The sequence below is a fragment of the Buttiauxella gaviniae genome, from assembly GCF_040786275.1.
Lineage (GTDB): Bacteria > Pseudomonadota > Gammaproteobacteria > Enterobacterales > Enterobacteriaceae > Buttiauxella > Buttiauxella gaviniae_A.
On the sequence record NZ_JBFMVT010000002.1, the window covers coordinates 2341658 to 2356845 of the forward strand.

The window sequence follows — 15188 nt, forward strand, 5'->3', positions numbered from 1 at the left end:
AGGCAGGGAAAATGAGCCGTCTGACTAAAATCTTATTCGTCATCACGCTGCTGACCACGTTCCTGACGGGCTGTAACGCAACCCGTGGCTTTGGCGAAGACTTACAGCATCTCGGCGGCGCAATTGAGCGCGCAGCAAACAAGTAATCTCCAACACTCCTAAAAATCTGCTTTTTCCTTCAGCCTGCCATTTTTTGTCTATGCTTTAACTGCTATACACAAACAATATGGTCAAAAAAGGAAACGGTCATGATTAAGAAAACTATTGCAGCGTTTTTCTCTCTCGTAGTGCTTTCATCGTTACTGACAGCGTGTAATACCACTAAAGGCGTGGGTGAAGATATTTCAAGTGGTGGTAATGCCATTTCTGGTGCGGCAACAAAAGCCCAGAATTAATGTGTTACTGACGGTACGGTATCACTGCCGTACCGTTATTTTCTTGCCGTTATTGATGCTGTTCTATAAATAACGAAAATCGATTATTTACACCCAGCTTCATGCGGATATTCCGCTTATAGGTATATACCGTTTTGGTACTGATGCCCATTATCCTCGCAATGAAATCATTATTGGCCTCATCGGTCCATAATTTTAATATTCGCTCTTCACGTAACGTCAATAAAGGTGATGTAGACGGACACTCCATGTTAAACGGTGGACGGGCGCTGAGTTGTTTCTGGATGGCTGTCAGAAGCTCAGGTAACGGAACCGATTTGCTATATATAAAACCCGAGCCTCGCGACAGGCAATATTGCTCAATTTTTTCGTGGCGTATGCTGTTTAATAGCATCAGGCGAATTGACGCCCCACATGCTGAGTAAATAGAAGATAGCTGTTGGATATTATGTAAAGAGTTGGCGAAACTGGTAAAGTCGGCAATAACAAGATTCGGTCGCCATTGTATTATTTTCTCGCGAGCCAAAAGTAAATTGTCAGTTTCACAAATAGAAAATGCCGAATTGCAGCTAAGCCATTTTTTGAAACCCTGCCGAGTATAATGGCAGCGGTCCACTAACAATATCTTATGCATACTTACCGTTCGCGTGACTCACTATGACAGCCTTTTCTGTATGTTTGTGAGTACGCATAATATGAAGAAAATGGGTGATATGAAGTGCGGATTTACGAGTTGATCAGTAGCCATTTCCTGGCTTAATTACCTCGACTCCGCTTGCAAGGGCAGCAAAACGAGGCTGGCATTTGTGAGCTGGATTGCTAAAATAACGCCTTCACAAGCCTTATGGGACGACCCGTAAGCGCGTCTACACTTCCGGGGACGGCCCCATAACTGGAGCTGTATATGGCCTGGTTTATTCTTTTTATCGCTGGTTTATTAGAAGTTGTCTGGGCCGTTGGCCTGAAATATACCCACGGTTTTACTCGACTGTGGCCAAGCGTCATGACGGTGGTGGCGATGGTGGTTAGCATCGTGTTGCTGTCATGGTCAATGAAAACGCTGCCTACCGGTACTGCCTATGCTGTCTGGACGGGAATTGGCGCTGTGGGGGCTGCAACGACCGGTATTTTACTCCTGGGCGAATCGGCAAGCCTGGCCCGCATCGCGAGCCTGGCATTGATTGTCATCGGTATTATTGGTCTGAAGATCAGCACTCATTAAGATGTGGGCTGTTTAATCCACAGTAGTTTTTCAACCGGGAAGCCCTGTCGTGTGGCGACGTCCAGCATGTGCTGTTTGACTTCAGGGCTGATGGTTGGGGTACGTGAAAGTATCCACAGATAATCTTTATTCGGCCCGCATACCAGTGCGTGCCGATAATCTTTATCAATCGCTATCACGTTATAGCCCCCGTAAAACGGCCCAAAGAACGAGACTTTAAGCGACGCGCGACTTGGGTCGCCCGTGAAGTAAGCCTTGCCGACACTTTGCTGCCACATCTGCCTGTCAGGGTTAAACCCTCTGTTTATCACACGAATTCCGCCGTCATCCCTGGTGCTATAGGTGGCGGTGACTTGCTCGAGCCCCTTTTCAAATCTATGGTCAAGGCGAGCAATTTCATACCACTTGCCGAGATACCGTTTAGCATCAAAATTATTCACCACCGTAGTGCCCGGCGGCGGAGTGGGGGTGCTACAGGAGACAACGGCAAACGCAACTGCAATGGTGGTTAAAATCGGCCAGATGCGCATAGCAAAATCCTTATTAGTTTTTTGCTAAGTGTAGATTGTGGCGGAAAAAATGCGTGGAATGGCTGGAAATAAAAAGGCCTGCCAGGCAGGCCTGTCTGGATTACTGCAATGTTTCGAGGATTTTGTATCCTGCTTTTACTCGTTCGGGGTTGGGGTAGCTTTTATTTGCCAGCATCACGATGCCGAGTTGTTGCTCAGGAATAAAGGCCACATAAGCCCCAAAACCGCCGGTAGAGCCGGTTTTGTGAACCCAGGATGCCTTAACCGCAGGAACGGCAGGCTCTATGGCGACTGCTTTTTGCGGGGCGAGAGCCACTTTATTATCGCTACCATTAATCAGCGTTTTGGCATCAACCGGCCAGGTGTGCATCTCCCAACCTAAGCCCTGATACATGCTGCCAATTTGCCAGTAGCGTGATTGCGCGAGTTCAATGCCTTGCTGCAACGTTTTGTCGGCGACCTGGTCAGGTTTCATATTGGCCTGCACCCAGCTCGCCATGTCTTCAATCGTGGTTTTCACACCATAAGCTTCTGCGTCCAGAATGCCAGGTGAAACGTGCACGGCCCTGCCGTTACGGTAACCCCATGCGTAATGGTTTTGTTCCGCTGCGGGCACTTTTATCCAGGTATGCGAAAGGTTCAGAGGCTGGAATACACGTCTCGACATCGCCTCTTCAAAGCTCAACCCGGACGGTTTCACTGCCAGCGCGCCGAAAAGCCCGATGCTGGCGTTGGCATACAAACGCGTAGTGCCCGGTGCCCATTGTGGCTGCCAGGTCTGGTAAAAGTGCAGCAGGGACGCCTGGCTTGTGACCTCATCTGGCACCTGCAACGGTAATCCTCCAGCAGTGTAAGTAGCCAGTTGCAGCAAAGTAATCTCTTTCCACTGCTTGCCGGTTAAAGCAGGCCAGTACTTCGTTGCCGGGTCGCTCAGTTTAATTTCACCGCGAGCAACAATATCGCCGCCGAGAACGCCGGTAAAAGTCTTACTGACAGAGCCGAGCTCAAACAGTGTCTCTTTCGTCACCGGGACATTTTGGTTGATATCCGCCTGGCCGTAAGTGAAGTAATACGGTTTCCCCTGATAGATAACGGCGACAGCCATACCCGGAATGCTTTGTTCTTTGAGTAGCGGGGCGATGACACTATCGACAGTTTGTGCGATTTGTTCTTCGTTAAGGGTTTTCGGGGCGGCAAACGTAGAGCAAGAAGCTGTAAGTATCAGCATGCAGCAAAGTGATTTTTTTATCATTGGGACTCCTCCTTAACGTGCCACTTTAGCTCTGGCCACTCCAAATAAAAAGGCCTGCACATCGGCAGGCCTTGTATGGGACGTAGCGTAATTAGAGAGTGATCACACCGATAAAGGTCACAACGCTCAGAATTGCCGCAAGACCATAGAACACCCACTTGCCGGATGGCACATGGATTTTCAGGTCGTGCATCGCATGGTGGATACGGTGCAGCCCACACCACAGCGGCAGGACAATCATCAGGAAGATGAACAGGCGGCCAATCAAACTCTGGGAAAACGCCAGCACGCGGTCATAGCCCAGCGCGTCGCCAGGGAAAAGACCCAGCGGCAGCATAATGCCCACCAGCAGGACGATAACCGGTGCGATTATCGCGCCCCACATGCCGCCTGCGCCAAACAGACCCCAGAATACCGGCTCGTCGGAGCGTTTTGGATTTGGATTAATCATGACGTCCCCCTTACCAGAACAGTGCAACAAACAGAATGATAACCGTGGCGACAGCCGTCACCGCCCACAATCCTTTAATCACTGGCTCTGGCCCCATTTTTTCATCTTTGATGATGATATTGGCGGCCTTAGGTGCCAGTTCAAACCAGGTTTTTGTATGCAGTAACGCGGCTGCAAGCGTGATCAAATTGAGGATAATCACGATGGGATTTTGTAGAAAAGCGACAAATCCCGCCCAGCTTTCCGGGCCGCTTTTCAAAGAGAAAAGGCCGCAGATAAGCAAGATACTGAACCAAACGGTTGGCACCGCGGTTCCTTCACGAATCATATAAAAACGGTAGAAGCCCAGCTTTTGCCACCAGGTTGGGGTCATCGTCCGTACATATGGCTTACGTTTCGTCGTCATTTCGCACTCCTTAGCGTGGTTTCAGGGTGGCGATCAAAAAGTCTTTCGAGCTTTCGACTTTACCCTGCTGGATGGCAGCCGCCGGATCGACGTGTTTTGGGCACACTTCGGAGCAGAAGCCCACGAAAGTACAGCTCCACACGCCGTTCTGGCCGTTTAGCTGCGCCATACGCTGTTTCTTGCCATGGTCGCGGCTATCCAGGTTATAACGGTGCGCAAGCGTGATTGCCGCCGGGCCGATGAACTCAGGATTCAAACCAAACTGCGGGCACGCGGCGTAACACAGGCCACAGTTGATACAACCTGAGAACTGATGGTATTTCGCCATCTGCGCAGGCGTTTGGGTATTTGGCCCCTGGTCTGGCGTACGCGGATTGCCGATAATGTACGGCTTAATCGCTTCCAGACTTTCGATAAAGTGAGTCATATCGACCACTAAATCGCGTTCGATAGGGAAGTTTGCCAGCGCCTCAACCTTCATGCCCTGGGTGTATTCGCGCAGGAAAGTTTTACAGGCAAGTTTTGGCACGCGGTTGACCATCATGCCGCAAGAGCCACAGATAGCCATACGGCAAGACCAGCGGTAGCTCAGATCGGGTGCCAGATTGTCTTTGATGTAACCCAGCGCATCCAGCAGCGAGGTTTGCTCATCATAAGGCACTTCGTAGATTGCATTGTGCGGCTCGCTGTCCGTTTCCGGGTTGTAGCGCACCACTTCAATCTTCAGAGTCTTCATCGCATCAGCCATTCGTCATCTCCTTCTTTTTGTCGGCTGCTTCTGATTCCGCACCGTAGACGCGTTTAGCCGGTGGCAACGTAGTGATTTTCACATCACTGTATTCCAGACGCGTGGTTCCATTGGCGTCACGGAAAGCGAGAGTATGTTTCAGGAAGTTCACATCATCACGCTCGGTACAGCCTTCGTCCAGACGCTGGTGAGCGCCACGAGACTCTTTACGTGCCATTGCGGAGTGCGCCATACATTCTGCCACGTTCAGGCCATGGCCCAGCTCAATGGTGTAGAGCAAATCGGTATTGAACACGCTGGATGTGTCAGTGATGCGAACACGTTTGAAGCGCTCTTGCAGCTCAGACAGCTTATCAATGGTTTTCTGCATTAGCTCTGGCGTGCGATAAATACCGCAGCCTTCTTCCATCGAAAGGCCCATTTCATCGCGGATCTTCGACCAGTTTTCAGAGCCTTCCTGATTAACCAGTTTCTTGAGACGAGTTTCGATATCCGCCACTTGCGCATTTAATGCAGCGTCATTGGCTGGCTGCGCTTCGTTCGCACGACGCATCGCGCTTTCACCGGCCAGGCGACCAAACACGACCAGCTCAGCAAGGGAGTTCGAACCCAGACGGTTCGCGCCATGCAGGCCTACGGAAGAACATTCGCCGACGGCAAACAGCCCTTTAATACGGCTTTCGCACTGGCTGTCCGTTTCGATACCGCCCATGGTGTAGTGCGCGGTAGGGCGCACTGGAATCGGCTCTTTAACCGGGTCCACACCGACATAGGCTTTTGCCAGCTCGCAGATAAACGGCAGGCGCTCGAGAAGTTTTTTCTCACCCAGGTGACGCAGATCGAGATAAACCACATCGCCACGCGGTGTAGGAACGGTGCGGCCTGCTCGCCATTCGTGCCAGAAGGCCTGGGACACTTTGTCTCGTGGACCGAGTTCCATATATTTGTTACGCGGCTCGCCCAGCGGGGTTTCAGGCCCCATACCGTAATCTTGCAGATAGCGATAACCGTCTTTGTTGACCAGAATACCGCCTTCACCGCGGCAGCCTTCCGTCATCAAAATGCCGGAACCAGGTAGGCCGGTTGGGTGATACTGCACAAATTCCATGTCGCGTAGCGGTACGCCGTGGCTTAACGCCATCCCCATACCATCGCCAGTCACGATGCCGCCGTTGGTGTTGTAGCGATAGACGCGGCCCGCGCCGCCGGTTGCCATGACAACCGCATTGGCACGGATCTGCACCAGCGTGCCTTCCATCATATTCATGGCGACCAAACCGCGTGCTTCGCCGTCGTCCACCAGAATGTCGAGCACGAAATGTTCATCAAAACGCTGGATTTGCGGGAACTGCAATGACGTCTGGAACAGGGTATGGAGCATATGGAAGCCGGTTTTATCTGCGGCAAACCAGGTACGCTCAATCTTCATGCCACCAAAGCGGCGAACGTTTACGGAACCGTCCGGGCGGCGGCTCCAGGGGCAGCCCCACTGCTCAAGCTGCGTCATTTCTGTTGGGCAATGGTGTACGAAATAGTCGACAACGTCCTGTTCGCACAACCAGTCGCCACCGGAAACGGTGTCATTAAAGTGGTATTCGAAACTGTCGTGATCCTGCGCAACGGCGGCAGAACCGCCTTCAGCGGCCACGGTGTGGCTACGCATAGGATAGACTTTGGAGATCAGAGCGATTTTGGCTTGTGGATTGGCTTGCGCTGCCGCGATGGCTGCTCGTAAGCCCGCTCCGCCAGCGCCAATTATGGCAAGATCGGCTTGAAAGGTTTGCACGACATTCCTCCAGATTTTTAGTTATTTCGCATAGCTAATTTAACCAAAGGTAGTTTACCGATACGGCGCCAGCTATAGCGAAAGGGTTACCCCTGCTCCTTTGTGGGTAGCGGATTATAGCCCCTGGCATTTTGAGGAAATTTGACGTGTTCGATTTTTTTGCTGTTCAGTTCAGCAATTAATTAATTTTGGTGATGAGTTACGTCACGAAATTCAGATTATTAGGGCTTATGCGAGGTAAATGGCGATGAAAATTTACTGCGCAAAATTTGTCTCCCTAATGCGATGCGGGTAGACTTCTCGGCCTTGTTTGAATACGGAGACTCCACCATGAGCGAAACGGCCACCTGGCAGCCGAGCGCATCCATCCCCAACCTGTTGAAACGCGCCGCGATCATGGCGGTTATTCGGCGTTTTTTTGCCGACCGCGGTGTACTGGAGGTGGAAACACCCTGCATGAGCCAGGCAACGGTAACGGACATCAACCTGTTCCCGTTTGAAACCCGTTTTGTTGGCCCAGGCCACGCTCAGGGCGTCAATTTGTACTTGATGACCAGCCCGGAATATCACATGAAACGCCTGCTGGCGGCGGGCATTGGCCCGGTATTCCAGCTGTGCCGCAGCTTCCGTAATGAAGAAATGGGGCGCCACCATAATCCAGAGTTCACCATGCTGGAGTGGTATCGTCCGCATTACGACATGTACCGTCTGATGAACGAAGTGGATGATTTGCTGCAACAGGTTCTGGAAACCGACGCCGCAGAAACGCTTTCCTATCAGCAGGCGTTCCAGCGCCACCTGGACATAGATCCGCTTTCTGCGGACAAAACTCAGTTGCGTGAAGTGGCGAAAAAACTTGATTTAAGCAACATTGCCGACCAGGAAGAAGACCGCGACACCTTGCTGCAACTGCTTTTCAGCATGGGCGTGGAGCCGCACATCGGCAAAGAAAAACCGACCTTTGTTTACCACTTCCCGGCAAGCCAGGCGGCACTTGCGCAAATTAGCACCGAAGATCACCGAGTGGCGGAGCGTTTCGAGGTTTATTTCCGTGGTATTGAGCTGGCGAATGGTTTCCATGAGTTAACCGATGCGCGTGAACAGCAGCAGCGTTTCGAGCAGGATAACCGTAAACGTGCCGCGCGTGGTTTACCGCAGCAGCCGATCGACGTGAATTTGTTGGAAGCGCTGAAAGCCGGTTTACCGGATTGCTCGGGTGTGGCGTTAGGCGTGGATCGTTTGATTATGCTGGCGCTGAAGGCTGAGAGTCTGGCTGATGTGTTGGCGTTTTCTGTGGATCGGGCTTAGTTCGGAAAGCTAACACGACCCCCTCCCAACCTCCCCCTTGCCAGGTGGTGGAGTTAATGCTCCCTCCCCTGGAAAGGGGAGGGCTGGGGTGGGGTCCGAACCCCGCTTACAAGCTCCCCGGTGTCCTGCCCGCTTTACCTGAAGACATTACCGTCTTACTGCTACGCTGCCCGCCCAGACTATCCAGGCGCATCTGGAACGGTGGGAACGGCAACTCAATATCGTGTTCGCGGAATCCTTGCAGAATCAACTGATGTATTTCATGGCGCAGCGGCATACGGTGGCCCATCTCCGCGGCATAAATACGCAGTTCAAAGATTTGAATCCCCGCCTGTAAATCCACCAGGAAGGCTTCTGGCGCCGGGTTATCTATCACCAGAGAACAACGTTCCGCCGCCTGCAACAAGACTTTCGTTACTTCTTCGCTGTTGGCATCCGACGGCGCTGGCACGGTTAACACCACGCGCGTAACGGAGTCTGAAAGCGACCAGTTGATAAACTGTTCGGTGATAAATGCCTTGTTCGGCACGATGATCTCTTTGCGGTCCCAGTCGCTGATGGTAGTGGCGCGCGTATTAATTTTGGTGACGCTGCCGGTGAGATCGCGGATTGTCACGGTGTCGCCAATACGAATCGGTTTTTCAAACAGAATAATCAGGCCAGAGATAAAGTTGGCGAAGATTTCCTGTAAGCCAAAACCTAAACCGACACCGAGCGCGGCTACCAGCCACTGCAATTTTGACCACTCAATCCCAATCATCGAGAAGCCGACCAGGGTACCCACGAGTAACAGAAGATATTTGGTTACGGTTGTGATCGCGTATCCCGTGCCTGGGGCTAAATCCAGGTGCTGTAACAGCGCCAGTTCGAGCAGGGCGGGGAGATTACGCACCAGTTGCATGGTGATAATCAGCACCAGAATGGCAATCAGCACCGCGCCGAGGGTAATCGGCTCCAGGCTTTCAACGCCTTGTACGGTTGAAGTCACATCCCAGAGCGTGATGTTCTCAAGGAAGCCAAACGCAGAGTGAATTTCTGACCACAGCACGATGACCGACAGTAGCGCAATCAGCATCAGGATCGAACGCACCAGACGCAGTGACTGCACGCTGATGGTATCCAGATCGATTTCCGGCTCTTCAATAGTTTCAGCCGATCCTTCCGTGCTATGGCTGTGAGCGGTTTCTTCTTCGCCGCGGGCTCGCTGGGCGAGGATTTCAGCCCGACGATGTTTAGCGCGATCGAACGCCAGGCGGCGACGCTGAATCAGCATCCAGCGGCGGAAGATGTGATAAACCACCAGCAGCAGGAACCAGATGGCGACTGATGTTTCAAGCCTCGCCAACAGCGCTTGCGATGTTGCCAGGTAGCCGACGGACGCTGCCAGAATAGCAAGCAGCGGAGCGGCGAGCAGCAGGTTCCACAGCATGGTGTTAGCGATGTTTTCGCTATTGCCTTGTTTATCGAGATACAGCGGAATCCCCGCTCGTTTTAGGCTTAATGTTACCAGCGCCATCGCGCCGCAAATCAGCATAAAGCACAGCCGCCCCAGCGAGCCGGAGAACTCCCGATCGTTGAGATTATCGAACATAATCAACGCCATAATCAGCGGTACGATCAGCCCAATACTCATCATGTAATAACGCATCGCCCGGGCAACGCGTTGCTGCGGCCAGCCAAAGTGCACGATGAACAAGCCGGTAGGACGGGCAAATGTGGCGCAAATCATTACGGCCCAGAGCAGCGGAACCGTGGCGGTGACGCCATCGCCAATTGCCACCGCGAGGGGGTAAGGCCAGGCGGATTGTAGCCCGAAGCCCAGCGTCGCCCACAGTACCGGCAGAGGTACTGCCACCAGAATCGACCAGAAAACGGTGCGCAGCGTTAAGCTGAAATGATCCTGAGTCACTTTGCCCACCTTCGCGCTCGAGCGTTCAAGGAAGGCGGTGAAATGGCGACGGGAGCTGATACTGAAGCCCACGAGTATTAACGCAGCAAACAGCGGCAGCAGTGTTTCCTTACTGGTCAGCATCATGATGGTGGCGCTGCCGAGCTGGCTGAAGGTATCCATCGACACCAGGCGACGCAAATCCTGCACGATTTCAACCGGCCACGCGATGCCGATTGGGCTGACATCGGAGGTCCAGAACAGATAACGGTGCGTCGCTTCGTTCACCTCTTTGAGGGCGTCCTCAAGCTGGCTGTTAGCCACTTTCAGCTTGGTAAGCTCGAGAATGAGGTTGTCGCCGCCTTGCAGCAGGGAATTTAGCAGCTCGCGTTGGGTTCGCAGTTGCGCATCCAGAATACGATTCTGCTCGCTGGTGAGTTCCTGCCCATCAGCCTGACGAATCTGGCGAAGCTGCTGTTGTTTGTTCAGTAGGTCTTCGTAATGCAGACGCTGTACGCGTAACTGGCCGAGTTCAGTATCCAACTGCTGCGGTTTAGGCATTTCCGGCAGGCGGGAGACTTGGGCGCGTAACGCTTCGCCCAGAACATTCGAGACACCAAGCCATTGAGACTGTTCGCGTAAAGTGTTGAGCGCCTGACGAACTTGTAACGTCTGGGTGGAAGCCTGGCGCTGCTGTGAAGCCACTAAATCCATACGTTGAGCTTGCTGATTCAACGCCTGGGATAATTCACGGTTGTTTTTAAACTGGTCAACGATACCAGCTGGCAAATTTGAGCTGCTTTCTGCCAGTAACTCGGTACTTTCCAGGGCTTTTTCAGCTTCACGTTGGCGCTGGTTATTAAGCTGGTTACGCAGCGCCTGAAGATAGGCATCCAACTGCGCGCTCTGTTTTTGGGCTAGCTCAGCCCGTAGGCGAGCGAGTTCCTGGCGGTTGCTGGCGGACAATTGCGCCAGTTCCAGTTCATCGACCAACGCTTTCAGACGCGAAGATTCGGCCTGCAAAGAGAGATTTTGCGCCTGTGTTAGCGGTGTACTAGTGGCAGGAAGTGTTCCGATCCGGCGTTCAACATCATTTAACTGGCGGCGAGCGTCGGTTTGCTGTTGCGGGAGCTGGCTGAGCGAGTCGGTGATTTCTCGGGTGCGTTCCTGCTCTTGCTGCGCCAGGCGGCTTTTATCCAGTAACTGACTGCTAACCTGCAGAATTTCTTGGTTTAACGCATCGGTGGTCATGGTTTCCGGCACTTTTGGCGGCTCATCACGCAGATTGTTAATCTGCCGACGCAAAGTGTCAGAGAGTTTAGGGAAGTTATCTATAACTTGCTGATATTGTGTGGCTCGTTCCAGGGAGACTTTGCGTTCATCAAGCGCATTGAGGGCGGCCTGAAGTGCTTCAACGGTTTCAGCACTGCCGGGTTTATCTTTTGCAGATTTGGCTTGTTCAAGTTCCTGGGAAATTTGTTTGGCGTCGGGGGCCGTAGCGGCAAAGGCACCAAAGCTTAGGCACCAGGCCATCAAGAAAGTGATTATCAGGCGCACGTCAGTACCTATAAGTGAACCAGCCCTCACAGCATTGCCGCCAGGGCTGGGAATAGCGATTAACTTTCGGGTTTGTTCTCGACCTGCGGGCTGGTTTCAAGCTCAGCAGGCACTTGCACTTCCGGAATCTCACTCACCGGTATTTCAGGTTCGCTTTTGAATTCGGTGGAGATAGCCAGCGGCTCGCCAATTTTCGTGGCTGACAGGCTTTGTAACTGTTCAGCCAGATTTACTTTGCCCGGTGCAAATAAGTTGATGACCGTCGAGCCCAGTTTAAAGCGACCCATTTCCTGGCCTTTTAACAGCGCCACAGAACCTTCGCTTTCACCCGCAGGCCACGTCCAGCGTTTGATGACGCCTTCACGCGGTGGCGTGATGGTGCCCGCCCAAACGGTTTCGATGCTACCGACGATAGTCGCGCCTACGAGAATTTGCGCCATCGGGCCAAATTCGGTATCGAACAGGCAGATAACGCGCTCATTTCGGGCAAACAAATTTGGCACGTTTTGCGCCGTTAAATGGTTTACGGAGAACAGATCGCCCGGCACATAAATCATTTCGCGCAAGATACCGTTACACGGCATGTGTACGCGGTGGTAATCACGTGGTGACAGATAAGTGGTAACGAAGCTGCCGTTACGGAACAAATCGGCCATTAAGTAGTTACCGGCGAGCAACGCTTCCAGGCTGTAGTTATGGCCTTTTGCCTGCAAGATTTTGTCTTCGTCGATTGGGCCTAACTGGCTAACCACGCCGTCTGCTGGCATAACCAACACATTCGGATCGGTATTCACCGGGCGAACATCGTCGCGCAGCGGGCGCACAAAGAATTCGTTGAAGGTGCGGTAGCTGGCGGTGTCTGGCTTCTGAGCTTCCTTCATGTCGACTTTGTAGTATTTGACGAACAAGTCGATAACCAGTTTGGTCAACCAGCCAGCTCGTTTGCTTGCACCCCAGCCTGCCAGGCGAGTCAACCACAGTTTAGGCAGGATGTATTGGAGCGAAAGTTTAAAGTTGTCTAACAAGATAGCCTCCTGGCTAAGTACCCATTTAAGCGGGCATACACAAAAAGGAGCGCGATTTTAGCGATGCCCAGCTTAATTGTCAGCGGTCAGTATCGGAAAAGGTTTTACGCGATTTTACCTCGGACATACTTTCAAGTATGCGATGGTAGTTGTCGAAACGCGTTTCCGCGATTTCCCCACGTTCAACGGCTTCACGCAGGGCGCAGCCTGGGTCGTTGGTATGGCTGCAGTCACGGTATTTGCAACGGCCTAAATAGTCGTGGAATTCAGTGAATCCATGAGTGACTTGATCCGGCTCTAAGTGCCACAAACCAAATTCACGCACTCCAGGGGAGTCAATAACATCGCCGCCGCCAGGGAAGTGATACAGACGTGAAGCAGTGGTGGTGTGTTGGCCCAGGCCTGAGTTGTCAGACACATCGTTAACCAGAATCTGAACTTCTTTAAAACCGAGAAGGTTGTTCAACAGGCTGGATTTACCTACGCCTGACTGGCCGGCAAAAATACTGACGCGCCCGACCAATGCCTCTTCAAGTTCTTTAAGGCCTTCGACTTTATGACTGGAAACCAGCAGCACGCGGTAACCAATCTTGCGGTAGATATCCATCTGTTCATTAACGAACTTCAGGCCTTCTTCGTCTAGCAGATCGGTTTTGTTCAGTACCAGAAGCGGCTCAACGTCGAGGGTTTCGCACGCGACCAGATAACGGTCGATAATGTTCAATGACAGTTCAGGTAAAATTGCGGAAACCACGATGATTTGATCGATATTCGCCGCAATCGGTTTTACGCCGTCATAGAAATCAGGGCGTGTCAGGACGGTAGTGCGCTCGTGCACGGCATCAACAATGCCTTTTATGGTTACGCCAGCCGCAGCTTCTTTCGCGGGACGCCAGACTACGTTATCGCCGGTGACCAGCGAACGAATGGTGCGGCGAATGTTGCAGCGGTGAATTTCGCCGCCGGGGGCTTCGATATCGGCATGCTGGCCGAAACGGCTAATGACGCGGCCATCGCGCGGTTCGCCAAACTGAGAGTCGTCGGGATCGGCTTTCTCCACAGTCTGTTTAAGCCGACGCTGGTGGTTTGCTGAAACCCGGCGCTGCTGTCCTTTGGAGAGTTTATTTTTGCTCAATCTTACTGGCTCCTGGTCGCCCGTAATGGGCAAAACCTCTATGATACACACTATTTTATACGAATTAACCCATCGTCAAGGGTGGGCTACGCACAAGAAGGGTGGAAAATAGCATGAGTGGAAATGAAAACAATCTGATTTGGATTGATTTAGAAATGACCGGCCTGGACCCCGAGCGGGATCGCATAATTGAAATCGCCACTCTGGTTACTGACGCCAATTTGAATATTCTCGCCGAGGGGCCAACTATCGCAGTTCATCAGTCTGATGAACAACTGGCGCTGATGGACGACTGGAATGTGCGTACCCATACAGGCAGCGGCCTGGTTGAGCGCGTTAAAGCCAGCCAAATGGATGACCGCGCGGCTGAACTTGCGACCATTGAGTTTTTGAAGCAGTGGGTTCCTGAGGGGACGTCACCTATTTGTGGCAACAGTATTGGCCAGGATCGTCGTTTCCTGTTCAAGTATATGCCAGAACTGGAAGCTTACTTCCATTACCGCTATCTGGATGTCAGCACGCTGAAAGAGTTGGCGCGCCGTTGGAAACCGGAAATTTTGCCTAACTTTAAAAAGCAGGGTACCCACCAGGCGATGGACGATATCCGCGAATCGGTGGCAGAGCTGGCATTTTACCGCGAGAATTTCATTAAACTTTAAGTTCGAAACGCCCTCATCCCCACTTTTTTCATCAGGTGAAGATAAAAAGTAAATGACGGTGGGTGAGGGAATTTTAACCGTTTTGGGTGTGAATTAATCATTTTGTCGTTTAAATCACCATTCAAACTTAATTTTTGAAAAAAATGGTTTGAGGGGCTTGCGACTAAAACGATTTCTCGTATAATGCGCCTCCCGTACCGATGCAGAATTTGCAGCGTTACACAGAGCGGGAATAGCTCAGTTGGTAGAGCACGACCTTGCCAAGGTCGGGGTCGCGAGTTCGAGTCTCGTTTCCCGCTCCAAAATTTGATTTGGCTTTTAGCCAGCACCACCAAATTCGATGGTTTTCGAGTTGCAGCAAGGCAGCAACTGAGCGAATCCTTAGAAGCTTACTTGAGTAAGTGACTAAGGTGAGCGAAAGCAGCTAACGCAGCAGCGGCTTGAAAGACGAAGAATATGCGGGAATAGCTCAGTTGGTAGAGCACGACCTTGCCAAGGTCGGGGTCGCGAGTTCGAGTCTCGTTTCCCGCTCCAAAATTTGATTGGCTTTTACAGCCACGCACCACCCAAGCGGGAATAGCTCAGTTGGTAGAGCACGACCTTGCCAAGGTCGGGGTCGCGAGTTCGAGTCTCGTTTCCCGCTCCAAATTTCTTATCTCCAGTACAAATTATCCACAACGCCAGGTCGCGTTGGCGGTGGTTTTTACGTTCCTCATAAATTCTTGTAAACAGAGTTATCCACAGCTTACGTCTATTCCCTTAGATCGCTAATTATTTCTTAAATATTACACGAATATTTTAACTGATTGATTAATAGCGTTTTTTA

The 15188-nt window shown here is 51.9% G+C and carries 15 protein-coding genes and 3 tRNA genes; 8 read left to right on the plus strand and 10 right to left on the minus strand.

Translation table 11 applies throughout. From position 1 onward, the window contains the following. The first annotated feature begins 11 nt into the window (after positions 1-11). Together AB1E22_RS11425 and ecnB are read left to right on the plus strand one after the other, a co-directional pair. A complete protein-coding gene (locus AB1E22_RS11425) occupies positions 12-146 on the plus strand; it encodes an entericidin A/B family lipoprotein (RefSeq protein WP_367595436.1) in 135 nt (44 codons plus the stop codon). A gap of 102 nt (positions 147-248) precedes the next feature. Then, the gene (ecnB, locus tag AB1E22_RS11430; protein WP_367595437.1) at positions 249-395 is read left to right on the plus strand and encodes a lipoprotein toxin entericidin B; all 147 of its coding nucleotides are present in this window, start codon (positions 249-251) and stop codon (positions 393-395) included. A gap of 49 nt (positions 396-444) precedes the next feature. Here ecnB and AB1E22_RS11435 read toward each other — a convergent pair whose 3' ends face one another. Next, a complete protein-coding gene (locus tag AB1E22_RS11435; protein ID WP_367595438.1) occupies positions 445-1029 on the minus strand; it encodes a response regulator transcription factor in 585 nt (194 codons plus the stop codon). Between the two features lie 270 nt (positions 1030-1299). Here AB1E22_RS11435 and sugE point away from each other — a divergent pair, with 270 nt between their 5' ends. Then, complete coding sequence (gene sugE / locus AB1E22_RS11440; RefSeq protein ID WP_367595439.1) at positions 1300-1617, plus strand: quaternary ammonium compound efflux SMR transporter SugE; 318 nt, start codon at positions 1300-1302, stop codon at positions 1615-1617. Here the strand turns inward: sugE and AB1E22_RS11445 are convergent. The 6 genes from AB1E22_RS11445 to frdA all read right to left on the minus strand — a co-directional run bounded on the left by AB1E22_RS11445 (position 1614) and on the right by frdA (position 6790). Continuing rightward, on the minus strand, positions 1614-2147 hold the full coding sequence (locus AB1E22_RS11445) for a lipocalin family protein (protein ID WP_367595440.1): 534 nt from the start codon (positions 2145-2147) through the stop codon (positions 1614-1616). The two genes, sugE and AB1E22_RS11445, sit on opposite strands and share 4 nt — an antisense overlap. 100 nt (positions 2148-2247) lie before the next feature. After that, on the minus strand, positions 2248-3399 hold the full coding sequence (ampC, locus tag AB1E22_RS11450; RefSeq protein ID WP_367595441.1) for a CMY2/MIR/ACT/EC family class C beta-lactamase: 1152 nt from the start codon (positions 3397-3399) through the stop codon (positions 2248-2250). A 91-nt stretch (positions 3400-3490) separates the two neighbouring features. Next, positions 3491-3850 carry a fumarate reductase subunit FrdD gene (gene frdD / locus AB1E22_RS11455; protein WP_367595442.1) on the minus strand — a complete coding sequence of 120 codons (360 nt, stop codon included), beginning with the start codon at positions 3848-3850 and terminating at the stop codon, positions 3491-3493. A 10-nt stretch (positions 3851-3860) separates the two neighbouring features. Next, positions 3861-4256, minus strand: a complete 396-nt coding sequence (frdC, locus tag AB1E22_RS11460) for a fumarate reductase subunit FrdC (protein WP_367595443.1) — start codon at positions 4254-4256, stop codon at positions 3861-3863. Between the two features lie 10 nt (positions 4257-4266). Next, positions 4267-4992, minus strand: a complete 726-nt coding sequence (locus AB1E22_RS11465; protein ID WP_437178415.1) for a succinate dehydrogenase/fumarate reductase iron-sulfur subunit — start codon at positions 4990-4992, stop codon at positions 4267-4269. Between the two features lie 4 nt (positions 4993-4996). Then, positions 4997-6790, minus strand: coding sequence for a fumarate reductase (quinol) flavoprotein subunit (gene frdA / locus AB1E22_RS11470; protein WP_367595445.1), 1794 nt, complete (start codon positions 6788-6790; stop codon positions 4997-4999). A gap of 330 nt (positions 6791-7120) precedes the next feature. Here frdA and epmA point away from each other — a divergent pair, with 330 nt between their 5' ends. Further along, positions 7121-8098 (plus strand): elongation factor P--(R)-beta-lysine ligase, encoded by a 978-nt coding sequence (epmA, locus tag AB1E22_RS11475; RefSeq protein WP_367595446.1) that lies wholly within the window; start codon positions 7121-7123, stop codon positions 8096-8098. A 106-nt stretch (positions 8099-8204) separates the two neighbouring features. On the opposite strand, the gene mscM is transcribed toward epmA, so the two are convergent. The 3 genes from mscM to rsgA all read right to left on the minus strand — a co-directional run bounded on the left by mscM (position 8205) and on the right by rsgA (position 13703). Further along, positions 8205-11543: a miniconductance mechanosensitive channel MscM gene (mscM, locus tag AB1E22_RS11480; RefSeq protein ID WP_367595447.1), complete on the minus strand. Its 3339-nt coding sequence runs from the start codon at positions 11541-11543 to the stop codon at positions 8205-8207. Positions 11544-11602: 59 nt separating this feature from the next. Continuing rightward, complete coding sequence (gene asd, locus AB1E22_RS11485) at positions 11603-12568, minus strand: archaetidylserine decarboxylase (protein WP_367595448.1); 966 nt, start codon at positions 12566-12568, stop codon at positions 11603-11605. A 79-nt stretch (positions 12569-12647) separates the two neighbouring features. Then, a complete protein-coding gene (gene rsgA / locus AB1E22_RS11490) occupies positions 12648-13703 on the minus strand; it encodes a small ribosomal subunit biogenesis GTPase RsgA (RefSeq protein ID WP_367595449.1) in 1056 nt (351 codons plus the stop codon). 113 nt (positions 13704-13816) lie between these two features. Here rsgA and orn point away from each other — a divergent pair, with 113 nt between their 5' ends. From orn to AB1E22_RS11510, 4 genes are all read left to right on the plus strand, one after another. Next, positions 13817-14362 (plus strand): oligoribonuclease, encoded by a 546-nt coding sequence (gene orn / locus AB1E22_RS11495; protein WP_367595450.1) that lies wholly within the window; start codon positions 13817-13819, stop codon positions 14360-14362. 226 nt (positions 14363-14588) lie between these two features. Then, positions 14589-14664, plus strand: a tRNA-Gly gene (locus AB1E22_RS11500). A 156-nt stretch (positions 14665-14820) separates the two neighbouring features. After that, a tRNA-Gly gene (locus tag AB1E22_RS11505) sits at positions 14821-14896 on the plus strand. Positions 14897-14932: 36 nt separating this feature from the next. Beyond that, positions 14933-15008 (plus strand) — tRNA-Gly (locus tag AB1E22_RS11510). The last annotated feature ends 180 nt before the right edge of the window (positions 15009-15188 follow it).

Excerpts from the sequence above, each read along its gene's own strand:
- ecnB (WP_367595437.1), top strand. The coding sequence starts at position 249 with ATGATTAAGAAAACTATTGCAGCGTTTTTCTCTCTCGTAGTGCTTTCA.
- AB1E22_RS11465 (WP_437178415.1), bottom strand. The coding sequence starts at position 4,992 with ATGAAGACTCTGAAGATTGAAGTGGTGCGCTACAACCCGGAAACGGAC.
- sugE (WP_367595439.1), top strand. The coding sequence starts at position 1,300 with ATGGCCTGGTTTATTCTTTTTATCGCTGGTTTATTAGAAGTTGTCTGG.
- frdD (WP_367595442.1), bottom strand. The coding sequence starts at position 3,850 with ATGATTAATCCAAATCCAAAACGCTCCGACGAGCCGGTATTCTGGGGT.
- frdC (WP_367595443.1), bottom strand. The coding sequence starts at position 4,256 with ATGACGACGAAACGTAAGCCATATGTACGGACGATGACCCCAACCTGG.
- orn (WP_367595450.1), top strand. The coding sequence starts at position 13,817 with ATGAGTGGAAATGAAAACAATCTGATTTGGATTGATTTAGAAATGACC.
- AB1E22_RS11445 (WP_367595440.1), bottom strand. The coding sequence starts at position 2,147 with ATGCGCATCTGGCCGATTTTAACCACCATTGCAGTTGCGTTTGCCGTT.
- ampC (WP_367595441.1), bottom strand. The coding sequence starts at position 3,399 with ATGATAAAAAAATCACTTTGCTGCATGCTGATACTTACAGCTTCTTGC.
- AB1E22_RS11435 (WP_367595438.1), bottom strand. The coding sequence starts at position 1,029 with ATGCATAAGATATTGTTAGTGGACCGCTGCCATTATACTCGGCAGGGT.
- AB1E22_RS11425 (WP_367595436.1), top strand. The coding sequence starts at position 12 with ATGAGCCGTCTGACTAAAATCTTATTCGTCATCACGCTGCTGACCACG.
- epmA (WP_367595446.1), top strand. The coding sequence starts at position 7,121 with ATGAGCGAAACGGCCACCTGGCAGCCGAGCGCATCCATCCCCAACCTG.